At 68.7% G+C, this 12,961-nt stretch carries 12 protein-coding genes; 6 read left to right on the top strand and 6 right to left on the bottom strand.

From position 1 onward, the window contains the following. Positions 1–145 precede the first annotated feature (145 nt). Genes ABDZ95_RS11650 through ABDZ95_RS11635 form a run of 4 tightly spaced genes read left to right on the top strand, consistent with a single transcriptional unit; the run spans position 146 to position 4,321 of the window. Entirely contained in the window at positions 146–664 is a 519-nt protein-coding gene (locus tag ABDZ95_RS11650) for a hypothetical protein (RefSeq protein ID WP_343793902.1), read from the top strand. Further along, positions 661–2,667 carry a penicillin-binding protein 2 gene (gene mrdA / locus ABDZ95_RS11645; protein WP_343793900.1) on the top strand — a complete coding sequence of 669 codons (2,007 nt, stop codon included), beginning with the start codon at positions 661–663 and terminating at the stop codon, positions 2,665–2,667. Before ABDZ95_RS11650 ends, mrdA begins: the two co-directional genes overlap by 4 nt. Beyond that, positions 2,664–3,821 carry a rod shape-determining protein RodA gene (gene rodA / locus ABDZ95_RS11640; RefSeq protein ID WP_343793898.1) on the top strand — a complete coding sequence of 386 codons (1,158 nt, stop codon included), beginning with the start codon at positions 2,664–2,666 and terminating at the stop codon, positions 3,819–3,821. Before mrdA ends, rodA begins: the two co-directional genes overlap by 4 nt. 29 nt (positions 3,822–3,850) lie before the next feature. Next, a complete protein-coding gene (locus ABDZ95_RS11635; RefSeq protein ID WP_343793896.1) occupies positions 3,851–4,321 on the top strand; it encodes a DUF6173 family protein in 471 nt (156 codons plus the stop codon). Between the two features lie 144 nt (positions 4,322–4,465). Here ABDZ95_RS11635 and pip read toward each other — a convergent pair whose 3' ends face one another. Continuing rightward, positions 4,466–5,440, bottom strand: coding sequence for a prolyl aminopeptidase (gene pip, locus ABDZ95_RS11630; RefSeq protein ID WP_343793894.1), 975 nt, complete (start codon positions 5,438–5,440; stop codon positions 4,466–4,468). A gap of 16 nt (positions 5,441–5,456) precedes the next feature. Next, positions 5,457–5,831: a DUF423 domain-containing protein gene (locus tag ABDZ95_RS11625; protein ID WP_343793892.1), complete on the bottom strand. Its 375-nt coding sequence runs from the start codon at positions 5,829–5,831 to the stop codon at positions 5,457–5,459. A 48-nt stretch (positions 5,832–5,879) separates the two neighbouring features. On the opposite strand from ABDZ95_RS11625, the gene ABDZ95_RS11620 reads away from it, so the two are divergent. Then, entirely contained in the window at positions 5,880–7,034 is a 1,155-nt protein-coding gene (locus tag ABDZ95_RS11620; RefSeq protein WP_343793890.1) for an MFS transporter, read from the top strand. On the opposite strand, the gene ABDZ95_RS11615 is transcribed toward ABDZ95_RS11620, so the two are convergent. From ABDZ95_RS11615 to ABDZ95_RS11605, 3 genes are all read right to left on the bottom strand, one after another. Then, a complete protein-coding gene (locus ABDZ95_RS11615) occupies positions 7,031–7,630 on the bottom strand; it encodes a hypothetical protein (protein ID WP_343793888.1) in 600 nt (199 codons plus the stop codon). The genes ABDZ95_RS11620 and ABDZ95_RS11615 overlap by 4 nt on opposite strands. 82 nt (positions 7,631–7,712) lie before the next feature. Beyond that, positions 7,713–10,217 carry a coiled-coil domain-containing protein gene (locus ABDZ95_RS11610; protein WP_343793886.1) on the bottom strand — a complete coding sequence of 835 codons (2,505 nt, stop codon included), beginning with the start codon at positions 10,215–10,217 and terminating at the stop codon, positions 7,713–7,715. Positions 10,218–10,339: 122 nt separating this feature from the next. Beyond that, the gene (locus tag ABDZ95_RS11605) at positions 10,340–10,528 is read right to left on the bottom strand and encodes a hypothetical protein (RefSeq protein WP_343793884.1); all 189 of its coding nucleotides are present in this window, start codon (positions 10,526–10,528) and stop codon (positions 10,340–10,342) included. Positions 10,529–10,714: 186 nt separating this feature from the next. Between ABDZ95_RS11605 and ABDZ95_RS11600 the strand changes: the two genes are divergently transcribed. After that, complete coding sequence (locus ABDZ95_RS11600) at positions 10,715–12,160, top strand: phospholipase D-like domain-containing protein (protein ID WP_343793882.1); 1,446 nt, start codon at positions 10,715–10,717, stop codon at positions 12,158–12,160. Here the strand turns inward: ABDZ95_RS11600 and ABDZ95_RS11595 are convergent. After that, entirely contained in the window at positions 12,147–12,884 is a 738-nt protein-coding gene (locus ABDZ95_RS11595; protein ID WP_343793879.1) for an endonuclease/exonuclease/phosphatase family protein, read from the bottom strand. The genes ABDZ95_RS11600 and ABDZ95_RS11595 overlap by 14 nt on opposite strands. Positions 12,885–12,961 lie beyond the last annotated feature (77 nt).

The following is a 12,961-nucleotide window of genomic DNA, read 5'->3' as shown; positions in this document are numbered from 1 at the left end:
CGGCCGCCGCTGCGCGGGCGACGCCTCCGCCTGCGGCGCAGCCCCGGACCACGACGCCGCCTCCTGCCGCGCGCCCGGCCCCGAGGCCAGCGGCGCCTGCGGCCGTCGCGCCCGAACCCGCCACGCCTCCTGCGGGAGACGAGGAATGAGACGCCCGGTCGCGGTCCGCGTCATCGGGCCGATGCAGTGGATCGTCTATCCGGCCCTGATCTCCGCCGCGATCACCTTCGTGCTGGCCACGCCGGTGCAGGTGTTCGGCCTGAACCTGCCCGAGCCGATCATCCCCTTGGTGCTGGCCTTCGCCTGGCCGCTGATCCGTCCGTCGATCCTCGCGCCGGTCGTTCTGATGGTACTGGGCCTGTTCCTGAACTTCATCCTCGGCGGGACGCTGGGGCTGTGGTCGCTGGCGCTGCTGGCCGTCTATTCCGTGGTCCTGTTCTCCCGCAGCTTCCTGATGGGGCAGGACACGGCGGTGCTGTTCGTCTGGTTTTCGGCCTGCTGCGGCCTGGCCTTCACCATCGCCTATCTGATCACGACCATCGTCGCCGGCCGGCCTCCGAGCATCCTGGCTCTTATCGGTCAGGTCGTGCCGACCCTGCTGCTCTTCCCGTTCGCGAACCACCTGATCGAGCGGTTCGAGGACGGCGACGTGAGGTTCCGATGAGCTCGGAACCGTCCATCTTCTTCTCCGATCCGAACGAGCGGCAGGGTTCGTTCCTGCGCCGCACATTCGTGGTCGGCGGGCTGACGGCGCTGGGCGGCCTGGCCCTGACCGGGCGGCTGGCCCAGCTGCAGGTGATCCAGTCGCAGCAGTATGCGACGCTGGCGTCGAACAACCAGTTCAACTTCCGCCTCGTGCCGCCGCCGCGCGGCCGCATCCTGGACCGTAACGGCGTGGTGATCGCCGGCAACCGGCCTAGCTTCCGCGTGCTGGTGGTGCGGGACGAGACCAAGGATCTGGACCAGACGCTGGATCTGTTGGGGCAGCTGCTGCCCGACACGGTCGACCGTCGCCGTTCGATCATTCGCGAGGTCAACGCCGCGCCGCGCTTCTCGCCCGTGCCGGTCAAAAGCGACCTTACCTGGGAAGAGTTCGCCAAGGTCAACATGTACGCCAACGAGCTGCCGGGCGTGATGGCGGACATGAACGAGGCGCGGTTCTATCCGTTCAGCGGCTCCTTCGCCCATGTGATCGGCTATGTGGCCAAGCCCAACGATCGCGATATCTCCGCGATCCGCGATCGGGGCGAGAAGGTTCCGGAATTGCTGTTCAACCCGGGTTTCCGCATCGGCCGGCAGGGGGTCGAGAAGTCCTTCGACACTGACCTGCGCGGCGAAGCCGGCGGCACGCGCGTCGAGGTGGATGCCCGCGGACGCGTCGTGGCCGAGGATGCCGGCGGTTCGCGTCCGGCGGTGCCGGGCAAGGACGTGGTCCTGACGCTGGACGCCGACATCCAGAACCGCGCGCTCGAGGTGTTCGGGGAGGAGGCCGGCAGCTGCGTGGTGATGGATGTCCGCAACGGCGACATCCTGTGCATGGTGTCGGCGCCGTCGTTCGACCCCAACCTGTTCGTCGCCGGCGTGCCCAGCTCGATCTATCGCGCCTGGGCCGACTATGAGCGCAGGCCGCTGACCGACAAGGCCATCAACGGGGTCTTCGCACCGGGCTCGACCTTCAAGCCGGTGACCGGCTTGGCCGCGTTGATCAAAGGCGCCAACCCGGATCGTCGCATCTTCTGCAATGGCGGCTTCTATCTGGGCCGTCGTTTCGCCTGTCACGCCACCCACGGGTCGCAGGACATGCGCGACGCGATCAAGAACTCGTGCAACGTCTACTTCATGACCCTCGCGGTCGAGATCGGCCCAGACGCCATCGCCGAGGTCGCGCGGACCATGGGCTTCGGTCAGAAGTTCGACCTCGGCGTCGGCAATCAGAACGCCGGACTGGTGCCCGACCGCGAATGGCGGCGGCGCAATCCGGTGCGGGGCGACGGCCGGTGGTATCCGGGCGAGACGCCCAGCTACGGGATCGGGCAGGGGGCATTGACCGTCAACGCCCTGCAACTGGCCGTCTACACCTCCCGCCTCGCCAATGGCCGCAAGGCTGTGATGCCACGCCTGATCAAGTCGGTGGGCGGTGTCGAGCGCCCGTCGTCCGGGGAGGTGGAGGATCTTCCCTACGACCCGTCGCTGCTGGCCATCCTGCGTGACGGCATGAACCGGGTGACGGACGTCGGCGGGACCGGCTTCCGCAACAGTCAGCTGGGGCTTGGCGCGGTGCGCATGGCGGGCAAGACCGGCACGGCGCAGGCCCGCAACTATGGCTCGGGCTCGCGCAAGGGCGCGGGGCGGCCGTGGGCCCAGAAGGACCACAACCTCTTCATCGCCTACGCGCCGATCGACAATCCGCGCTACGCCGTCTCGGTCATCGTCCAGCACGGCGGCATGGGCGGCGGCACCGCCGGCGCGCCCCGCGCCCGCGAGGTGATGAAGGTCGCCCTGCTGAAGGACCCGGAAATCCGGCAACGCCTCGAACAGGATGGTTTCGCCGAGACAGAAGATCCGGGCTCCCACGAGGCCGGAGCGCTGGGCGCCGCCGAGCCGACAGGTGACGTCGCAACTGACGTCGGTCTTCCTGTCCCGCCGGAAGGGGAGCCCCCGCAATGACCGCCTCGGCGCTGACGCGTCCCGGCGAGCGGGACCGGCTTTCGACCAAGATCAGCGAGCTGGACTGGCGGTTGATCGCCTTGCTGTGCGTGATCGCCGGCATGGGCACGGCCATGCTTTATTCGATCGCGGGCGGCCACTGGCAGCCGTGGGCGATCAAGCATCTGATCCGCTTCGGCATGCTGGTCGTCGTCATGCTGGCTATGGCGATGGTGCACCCGAAGTGGTGGTTCCGCGCGGCCTACCCGCTGTACGGCGTGTTGCTGGTTCTGGTGCTGATGATCGAGTTCACGCCGCTGGGCTATGTCGCCGGCGGCGCGCGCAACTGGCTGAACCTGGGCTTCATTCGCATCCAGCCCGCCGAGTTCATGAAGCTGGGTCTCGTGCTGGCCCTGGCCCGCTGGTACCACAACCACACGGCCAAGGAGGCCCGCTGGTCGTGGAAGCTGATCGTCCCGGCGGGCATGATCGGCCTGCCGTTCATTCTGGTGGCCAAGCAGCCCGATCTGGGTTCGGCCATGATCATCGGCCTGACCGGGGCGCTGATCATGTTCGTGGCGGGCCTGAGCTGGCGCGTGATCGCGGCCGGTGCCGCGGCGGCCGTCGCGATCATCCCGCCCTTCGTTATGTTCGGCATGCACGACTACCAGCGCAACCGGGTGCTGACCTTCCTGAACCCCGAAGCCGATCCGTCGGGCACGGGCTACAACATCATCCAGTCCAAGATTGCGCTGGGTTCCGGCGGCTTGCTGGGCAAGGGCTATGGGCTGGGCAGCCAGAGCCAGCTGGAGTTCCTGCCCGAGCGGCATACCGACTTCATCTTCTCGACCGTGGCCGAGGAGTTCGGCTTCGTCGGCTCCTTCTTCATGCTGGCCTGCTATGTCGGGGTGATCCTGATCGCCCTGCGCATCGCCTCGCTTGCGCACAGCCATTTTGGCCGGATCGCTGCGGCGGGAATGACGGCGTTCTTCGCCCTGTTCGTGCTGATCAACGGGGCGATGGTGATGGGGATGGCGCCGGTCGTGGGCGTGCCGATGCCGCTCCTGTCCTACGGCGGTTCGTCGATGATGACGGTGATGTTCGGCTTTGGATTGGTGCTGTCGACGCGGGTACACCGCTACGCCGAACTGCCGAAGGGCACGGGGCTGTTCTGATCCGGCGTTTCGGGCGTTAGGCTGAAGCCATGTCCGATACGCCGAAGCCCGACGCGCCCGTCACCGCCCCCGCCTCGATGTTCTCCGATTGCGGAGACCGACCCTGTCCCGAGCCCGTCCTGCCGACGGCCACGCCCGAACAGGCGGCGGCCCTGACCGACGGCGTGCGCATGCGCGAGAATCCCGCCGAGTGGGCGTTCGTGCGGCTGTCCAAGCTGATCGAGGATTATGAGAAGACGCTCGACAAGGACGAGGAGATCGGCGCGCGCATCGTCGGCCTGCCGGGCGACGGCGTCATGCAGATCGAGGATGTCGGCTTCTGGGGGCCGGACTTCATCCTGTTCCTCGGCCGGAACGGGGAGGGGCGACCGGTGCGCCTGATCCAGCACTACGCCCAGATCAATGTCCTGCTGGACGCCCGCAAGAAGCCCGATGAGCGTCCGGCGCGCCGGATCGGCTTCCAGCTGTCGGAGCTGGTGGAGAAGACGAACCCCAAGTAAGGGGCGGCACTAACCCCTCCACCCCCGCCTTCGGCGGCGGTCACCCTCCCCACCTTCGGTGGAGAGGTGAGGGTTCGCGTTCACCTCTCCACGCAGTGGGGAGGTGGCTCGACGGCGTCAGCCGGCGAGACGGAGGGGTAGCTTCTAAAGCCCCGCCGCCCAGTCCGTCGCGCGGACGAGGCTGTCGATGATGCCGGGTTCGCTGGAGGCGTGGCCGGCGTCCTTGACGATGTCGAGCTTCGCTTCCGGCCAGGCGCGGTGCAGAGCCCAGGCGCTGGTAATCGGGGTGACGACGTCGAAACGCCCTTGGGCGATCCAGCACGGGATGTGGCGGATGCGGTCGACCTTCTTCAGCAGCCAGCCTTCCTCGGGGAAGAAGCCGCCGTTCATGAAGTACCAGCACTCGATGCGGGCGAAGGCGACGGCGAATTCGGGATCGGCGAACTTGTCCGGGCGGGCGTCGGGGCCCTGGACGCTGACGGTGTCGCCCTCCCAGCTGGACCAGGCGATGGCGCAACGCTCACGCTCGGCCTTGTCGTCGCCGGTCAGCCGTTTGTAGTAGGCGCCCATCAGGTCGCCCCGCTCGGCCTCGGGGATGGGCTCGAGGAATTTCTCCCAGGCGTCCGGGAAGATCTGCGACGCGCCGTCCTGGTAAAACCAGTGCAGTTCCGGCTTCGTCAGCAGGAAGATGCCGCGCAGCAGAAGGGCGGTGACCCGCTCCGGATGGGTGATGGCGTAGGCCAGCGACAGGGTCGAACCCCAGCTGCCGCCGAAGACCGCCCAGCGCTCGATGCCCAGCAGTTCGCGCAGGCGCTCGATGTCCTCGATCAGTGTCCAGGTGGTGTTCTCTTCCAGCGAGGCGTTCGGGCGGCTGTTGCCGCAGCCGCGCTGGTCGAACATCACGATCCGGTACTTCGCCGGGTCGAAATAGCGACGCATGCCCGGATTGACCGCGCCGCCCGGTCCGCCGTGCAGGACGACCACGGGCAGGCCCTGCGGGTTGCCGCACTCTTCGTACCAGACCTCGTGCACGCTGCCGGTCGGCATGAAGCCGGTGGCATAGGGCTCGATCTCGGGAAACAGGTCGCGACGGGGCGTTTCAGGCGCGGGGAAGGCCATGCGGTACTGGTCTCTCTTACTCGGCGACGTCGGAATGTGACTGGAATGCGGCAACGAAAAGTAAAAGCCAGGCGGCGATCATGAGGAGGCCGCCGATTGGAGCCACGGCCCCCATCACGCGAAGGCCGAGCAGGCCGATCGACGACAGGGCGAGGGCGAAGATCAGTCCGCCGGACACGGACAGCCACCCACCGATTGTGACCAGCTTTGTGCGCGCGGGCCAAAGGGCGCACACCACGGCCAGCAGGGCGTGGACGATCTGGTAGTGCGAGCCGGTCGTCAGCAGGGTTTTCACCGCTGGCCCCGCGCCGTGGGCCGCGAAGGCGCCGAGGGCCACCGCCATGGCGCCGTTCAGGGCCGCAAAGGCCAGGAGAATCCGGTCGATCTTCATGAGTCGAACCTAGCCGACAGAATGTCCGTCGTCTGCTAGTTCCCGGCCATGAACTCCGCGCGCCGCATGGCCCTGCAATATGTGCTGCTGTTCGGCGCCAGCGGGGTCAGCCTGCCGTTCGCCGGCCTGTGGTTCCGGGAGCAGGGGCTGGATGGCGCGGCCATCGGGTTGCTGCTGGCGGCGCCCATGCTGGGGCGGGTGATTACGGGGCCGCTGCTGGCGGTTTGGGCCGATGGTTTCCGCAGCCGCCGCACGCCGATCGCGCTTCTGGGTCTGGTCATGGCGGCGGGGTACGGCGGGGCCGGGCTGTTCGAGTTCCTGCCGGTGCGAGGGCTCTGCTGGTTCGTCGGTGCGACTGCGGCGGCGGCCCTGATCCCCCTGACCGATGTTCTGACCCTTCGCCTTGCGAGTCGGGACGGGTTCACCTTCGCCCTGCCGCGCGGCTTCGGCTCGGCGGCCTTCGTGGTCGTCAACGTCGGCATGGGCGCGCTGCTGCTCAGGGCCCCCATAGATCTGGTTGTGATCTGGATCACCGTGCTGGGCGTCGGCATCGGTCTGGCAGGCGCCTTCCTGCTGCCGGACGAGCCGGTCGGGGAGGGAGCGCCGCTGAAGGGCATGGAGCGCTTCCGGGGGCTGGGGCGGCTGATGAAGGACCCGATCTTCATGACCGCCATCTTCGCCGTCGGGGCGGTGCAGGCGGCGCATGCCTTCCAGTACGGGTTCTCCACCATCCTCTGGAAGGCGCAGGGGATCAGCGAGGCGGTGACCGGCCAGCTCTGGGCGTTCGGGGTGGTGGTCGAGATCGCTCTGATGTGGGTGTTCGAGCCTTGGCGGCGAAAGGTCGGGATCGGGCCGTGGAGCCTGCTGATGGTCGGTTCGGGCGTCGCGGTGCTGCGCTGGACCGCGATGGCGTTCGCGCCGCCGCTGTGGCTGTTGTGGCCGTTGCAGGCGCTGCACGCCCTGACCTTCGCGGCCACCTTCCTTGCCGGGGTTCAACTGGTGGAGCGTCTGGCGCCGCGAGACAGCCAGACGGCTGCGCAGACGCTCAGCTCGGTGCTGTCGGCGGGGCTGCTCATCGGGCTGGCCACCGCTGCGGCGGGGACCCTGTACGATCGCTTCGGCGCGGGCGGTTATCTGGCGATGGCGGCGATGGCGGGTGCGGGCCTGTTGGCCGCCGCCAGCCTCAGGACCCGTCTCGTCTAGATCGCCCGGGCACGGCTGATCGGCGAGAGGTGGCGCGCCATCGCTTGGGCTGCGGTCTTCACGGCCTTGGTGAAGGCGGCGTCGGTGGCGCTTTCCGGCGCGCGGAGCATGCCGATGGCCGGGGTGTCGATGCCGTCCGGCAGGCCGGACAAGACGCTATAGAGCAGGAAGGTGCCGGTATCGTCCTCGGCTTCCGAAGTCGCCGCGGCCGGGACGCCGGCTTCGCCAAGCGCGCGCACCATCTCGGCGATGGGGGCGGTGGCGCGAGCCACGCTGGGGGCCGTGCCGTGGTCCGAGCGCGCACCATCCGGAGCCCGGTGCTCGGCGCGCAGCTGAAGCTGGAAACCGCCGGTGCGCTGGGTGCGGCCGACCAGCAGCAGTCCCCGACAGCGCGGGTCACGCAGGTGATCGGAGAGCTGGTCGGCGAGACGTGTCGGAGCGTCCGCCGGTACGGCGACGGTTCGTGCGCCTGTCGGGTTCCAGGGCTCGCCGGACAGGTCTTCGACCGGGTCCCAGCCCGTCTCGTCGGCGTCCCACGCACAAATTACGATCGCGGGTCGTTGATCCGTCTGCGTCGCGTCGGGTTCGGCGGTCATGCGGCGGGTCTATCGTGACAGTAACGTGACAACTGGTCACACCGTGTGGGTTGGGCGCGGGTCCGTCAAGATGAAACCCGCATCAGGACAGGTCGCCGATGGCGGCGTCCAGCAGCATGAAGGCCCGCCCGCCATCCGTGGTCAGGCGCGCGAGAACCGCGCCGGCGTCGCCCTGGTCGGCGAACCCGTCCAGTTCCCGGCCCAATGCGCGGACGAAGGCTTCGGAGTCGGCGCGCAGGTCCGGATCGGTCAGGACGCGGCGGGAAACGCTGCGCACGGCGGCCGGAGCCACGCGGCGCACGATCTGGCGGGCGCGGTCGGCGTCGTGCTGCGCCAGCGCCGAGGCGGCCTCCTCGACCCGTGAGCGGGGCAGCAGGGCATTGGGATCGACCCCCATGCGCCGGATCGCGGCGACCAGCTTCCCGGCCAGCACCTCGGTGCTTTCTCCTGCGGAAGGGCCGGCCGGCATGACTGGCGTTTCGAGGTCCAGCGGCGCTTCATCCGCCTGATCGTCGACGAGATCTGCCCAATCCAGGCGGTCCGGGGCCGGCGATGTCGGCGTCGGCTCCAGCTTCAGGCGACCGCGCAGGCCAAAGCCGCGCTCCTCGCGTCGGGGCGGGGTGCGTGCCGGCGCCGGTTCCGTCGGCAGGAGAGGGGCGGCCTCGCGGCGACGTGCGACGGCGCCGGGCGCCTCGCCGGACACCACGCCCATCAGGCGCACGGCCTCGGTCAGCATGTCGTAGTTGCGGCGCACGCGCTCCTGGAAGCTGGCGTCTAGCGCCTCGGTGTCGGCGGCAGCGCGCTGCGAGGCGGCGGACAGGGCGGTCAGGCCTTCCTCGACCGAGGCGCGGACTTCCTCGACGCGCTTGCGGGCTTCGTCGGGCAGGCGGATCGAACGGTCGTCCAGATCGCCGATCGCCTCGTCGATGCGGGCGAGGGCGGTTTCCATCCGTTCGACGGTGACCTCGAGACGCTCCAGCGCGCGTTCGCCGGCCTGATCGACCAGTGAGCCGGACTCCGACACGATCTTGCGGGCGCTCTCGACGCGGGCGTCAGCGGCCTCGTCGGCCTTGCGGGCGGCGTCGAACAGGGACTCGCTGAGCCGATCGGCGCGGAGCTGGGCCTGCTCGACGGCTTCGGCGGCTGCGGCGCGGGAATCCTCAGCCGTCGCCTGCAGGGCTTCCATCGCCCGGCGGGTTTCCTCGACCAGAGCGTCGCGGGCGTCGGCCGCGAGGGCTTCGAAGCGATCCAGCGCGACCTTGGTGGCGGCGTCGAAGCTGTCGGCTTCGCGCTGGGACATCTCGACGAGGGCGCGGAACTGATCGGCGGCGGCCTCGACCAGATCCTTGATGGTGTCGGTGGTGCGGCTCGAGGTCTCGTCCAGCTCGCCGGCGGCCGAGCGCGCAGCGGAGAGCTGCTCGGTTAGCTGGGCGCGTTGGCTCTCGACCTGGGCGGAGAAGTCCTCCTGATCGGTGCGGAGGGCGTAGGCGGCGGTGACCAGGGCGGCGCGCTGCTGGCCGAGGCCTTCCTCGACCGACTGGATCTGCTCGGCGACGCCGGAGCCGGCGTTCTCGAGGCGCAGGGTCTGGCGGGCCAGATCGTCGGCGGCCACGCGGGCGGCGTCCTGGGCCTCGCCGGCAGCGGCGGCCAGATCGGCGGCGCGGGCGGCGAGCGCGGCCTCGGCTTCACGGAGCTGGGTCTGGGCGAGATCGGAAGCGTCGACGACCATGCGCGACTGGCGCTCGACGGCGTCCAGCACCCCGGTGGCCTGGGTATCGAGCTGGGTCCCGAGGCCCTGAAGCTGCTCACGCTCTCCGCCCAGTTCCTCGACGAGACGACGGGCGGTGCGGCCGGCGGTCTCCGCGGCCTCGTTCAGGCGGGCGGTTTCCTCGGCCAGAGCCTCGCGAAGCAACTGCATGTCGCGACGAGCGCGTTCGGCGGCGAGAGAGGCCTGGTCGATGTCGGTGCGCAGGCTTTGCAGGACTTCGCCGGTCTGCTGGGCGGCGAGGGCGGTCGGGGCGACGAGGGCCTCGGACAGCTCGCGCGCGCGGCGGGTCTCGGCCGCGAGCCCGGCGCCCTGACGAACGGCGTGGGCCAGCATGATGGCGAGGCCGGCGGGGGCGAGGGCGATCAGGGCGTAGAGGGCCAGACGCAGGGGCTCGATTTCGGCTGATCCTGTCTCGAACGCGGCCCAGGCGGCGACGCCGGCGATCCACAGAGCCGAGGCGAAACCGGCGACCAGATAGGCGTTCGATCCGCTCGGCACGGGCTCCCGGCGACGAATGACCGGCTGACTCACGGGGCCGAGGGTGGCGGGCGGGGTGTCGGCGGACTGCGCCAGCGGCGGCGGCTCCGCCACGATGGCCAGTTCGGCTTCCCGAACGCGAGCCCGTTCCTCCGCCTCGGCCGCGGCGCGCTCGGCGGCGGCCTTTTCCTCGGCGAGGCGACGGCGGCGACGCTCCGACATCGGCCGTTCAACCGGACCGGACCCGACAGTCGCCTCGACGGCGACCTTGTCCGGTTCGGACGCGGATTCCGGCTCCGGATTGGTCAGGTTCAACGGCTGCCGTTGGCGAGGAGGCTTCATCACACGACGATCTTGCTGAATTACGGAGACTTCAGGCGCGCAAGGCGTTTCACGACCCTAACGGGTCAGTGGCGGCGCGGGAAGGTGAAGCCTGACGAAACCGGGGGATGTCCGGTTGTGGATCAGCAGTTGCTCTTGCGTTCGGCCGATGCGGTGAAGACCGCATTGCTCGCACCGTCACCGCAATCACGGACGCGGTGGATCTCCGCTCGGGGCTTTTCAGGCGCGTTCATGTCCACGCCGAACAGCGAGAGCGCTGCCGCGGCGAGCATGGCCACCAGTCCGGTAATAAGCTCGACCAGCGCTTGCACCGCCGATCCCCCTGCGAATGAATGTAACGATTATGCGCCCAATCCGTCGTCAGGACAATCCAAACCCGCCGATCAAGCGTGACTATTGACCGCAGCGCCGCGAGGATGGAACGGAAAGCGTCACGGCGCGTCTCCTGACGGGTGAGACGCATGCCGCCGTCATGCGAATCGGTCAGTGCGGGTGGCATGGACGATCTGGACGACAAGGTTTTCGAACCCGGCCGGAACTGCTGGCGCGTCGAACGCGCCGGACGGTTCGCCGTGCTCATGGAGAACGGGGCCTACTTCAAGGCTCTGCACTCGGCGCTGTTGAAGGCGAGGCGGTCCGTCGTGGTGCTGGGCTGGCAGTTCGATCCGCGCACGCGACTGGATGTCGAGGGGGCCATCGACGAGCACACCGATCAGGTCGGCCATCTGCTGCGCATGATGGTGAAGACGCGGCCGGAGCTGGATGTCCGCCTGCTGATCTGGAAGTCACCGCTGCTGATCGCCGCCTCGCAGGGCTTCTTCCCGCACCGCGCGCAGGCGTGGTTCCGCAAGCGGATGGTCGAGCTGCGGCTGGACCCCTTCGTACCGCTGGGCGCCTGCCACCATCAGAAGGTGGTGATCATCGATGACGCGGTGGCCTTCTGTGGCGGCGGGGACATTTCGGTCGACCGCTGGGACAGCGACGAGCATCTGGACGACGATCCCCGACGTTGTCAGCCGTCCGGGGTGATCGCGCCCCCGCGGCACGAGGTCATGTGTGTCATGGACGGGCCCGCCGCCCTCGCGCTGGGGGATCTGGCGCGCAAGCGCTGGACGCGGGCGACCGGCGAGGAGACCGTGGTCGAGATCGGCGAGGACGATCCCTGGCCTGACGGGGTCGAGCCGGATCTGGTGGACACGCCGGTCGCCATCGCACGCACCGAACCGGGGCGGGGCGATGATGAGGTGCGCGAGAATGAGGCGCTGCACCTCGATCTGATCCGGCGAGCGAAACGCCTGATCTATATGGAGAACCAGTACTTCACTTCGCCGCTGATCGCGTCGGCGCTGGCGGAGCGGCTGACGGAGTGGGACGGCCCCGAGGTGGTGCTGGTCAGCACGGGCGGCAGCCCCAGCTGGTTCGACCGCATGACGATGGACACGGCCCGGTCCGAGGTTCTGTACCGGCTGGAGCAGGCGGACCGGAACAATCGGTTCTTCGCCTATACCCCGCACACGACTGGCGGCGATCGCATCATCGTTCACTCGAAGATGACGATCATCGACGATGAGATCCTGCGGATTGGCTCGACCAACCTGAACAATCGTTCGTTCGGCTTCGATACGGAGTGCGATGTCGCCGCGGCGCCGACGACCGAGGCGGGCAGGGCGGCGATCCAACGCTACCGGCATCGGACGATGGGGCACTGGATCGGAGTGACGACGGAAGAGTTCGCCGCGGCGGAGGCGCTGACGGAGTCGGCGGGACAGGCCGTGCAACGGTTCGATACCGGGCGGATCAAACTGTTGGGCGCGACTCCGCCCTCGCGGCTGGAACAAATGATCGCCGAGTTCCAGCTGGGCGATCCGACCTCGGTGGGCGATGCGTTCCGGCCGTGGAAGCGACGGGTGACGTCGCAGCATCAGGCCGTCAGGAAGTTCTGATCTCGAAGTCGACGATCAGGGGCAGGTGATCCGAGGCGATGCGGGCCAACGGCGAGAACGGGGCGCTGACCGCCTTGATCTCGATGTGAGGGCTGACGAAGCAGTGGTCGATGCGGATCGCCGGGAAACCGGACGGGAAGGTCTTCACCGACGGCTTGAGCCCCAGCAGCCGCTGGGCGTCCGCCAGTTTGCGCACAAGCGTCTGGTACGGCCGGGTCACCGAGGTGGCGTTGAAGTCGCCGGTCAGCAGGGTCGGCCCCTCGCAGTCGGCGTGTCCCAGCCATTGTTCGCCGGTCAGGGCCGCCGCCTGCAGGCGCTGCTCGCGTGGGACCAGTCCGAAGTGGGTGTTGAAGACGTTCAGCCGGGCCTCGCCGATCTCGACCTCGACCCAGAGCGCGCCTCGCGGCTCGAGGCCCGGTACACCGCGAATGGTCGGCAGCGGCCCCGACCGGATCAGTCGCTCGGGCAGGTGGGTCAGGATGGCGTCGCCGTACAGCTCGGCCTCGACCTTCATTGCCGGATGGAAATGATAGGACATCGCCAGTTTGTCGGCGATCGACTGGGCCTGATCGACATAGCCTGTTCGCGCGCGACCGACATCCAGCTCCTGCAGGCAGACGATGTCCGGCTGATACTCGCCGATCACGCCGGCGATCCGGCCGACATCCAGCTTGCGGTCGACGCCGACGCAGCGATGAACGTTGTAGGTGAGAAGGCGGGGCATGAACTTCCGAAGCGGCCGTGCAGTCGGACCAGGCGGTCGTGTCCTCCCTGAATGCGACTTCAGGGAGGCGGGTTGCG

This window comes from Brevundimonas kwangchunensis (genome assembly GCF_039523815.1).
In the GTDB taxonomy this organism is placed as follows: Bacteria; Pseudomonadota; Alphaproteobacteria; order Caulobacterales; family Caulobacteraceae; genus Brevundimonas; species Brevundimonas kwangchunensis.
The sequence above is the reverse complement of the archived record's forward strand: the minus strand, read 5'-3'. Positions and strand labels throughout refer to the sequence as shown.

Bases quoted from the DNA above. Each gene is read 5' to 3' on its own strand.
- ABDZ95_RS11610 (WP_343793886.1), bottom strand. From the start codon at position 10,217: ATGAAGCCTCCTCGCCAACGGCAGCCGTTGAACCTGACCAATCCGGAG.
- ABDZ95_RS11595 (WP_343793879.1), bottom strand. From the start codon at position 12,884: ATGCCCCGCCTTCTCACCTACAACGTTCATCGCTGCGTCGGCGTCGAC.
- ABDZ95_RS11600 (WP_343793882.1), top strand. From the start codon at position 10,715: ATGGACGATCTGGACGACAAGGTTTTCGAACCCGGCCGGAACTGCTGG.
- ABDZ95_RS11635 (WP_343793896.1), top strand. From the start codon at position 3,851: ATGTCCGATACGCCGAAGCCCGACGCGCCCGTCACCGCCCCCGCCTCG.
- pip (WP_343793894.1), bottom strand. From the start codon at position 5,440: ATGGCCTTCCCCGCGCCTGAAACGCCCCGTCGCGACCTGTTTCCCGAG.
- ABDZ95_RS11615 (WP_343793888.1), bottom strand. From the start codon at position 7,630: ATGACCGCCGAACCCGACGCGACGCAGACGGATCAACGACCCGCGATC.
- ABDZ95_RS11620 (WP_343793890.1), top strand. From the start codon at position 5,880: ATGAACTCCGCGCGCCGCATGGCCCTGCAATATGTGCTGCTGTTCGGC.
- ABDZ95_RS11625 (WP_343793892.1), bottom strand. From the start codon at position 5,831: ATGAAGATCGACCGGATTCTCCTGGCCTTTGCGGCCCTGAACGGCGCC.
- mrdA (WP_343793900.1), top strand. From the start codon at position 661: ATGAGCTCGGAACCGTCCATCTTCTTCTCCGATCCGAACGAGCGGCAG.
- ABDZ95_RS11650 (WP_343793902.1), top strand. From the start codon at position 146: ATGAGACGCCCGGTCGCGGTCCGCGTCATCGGGCCGATGCAGTGGATC.
- rodA (WP_343793898.1), top strand. From the start codon at position 2,664: ATGACCGCCTCGGCGCTGACGCGTCCCGGCGAGCGGGACCGGCTTTCG.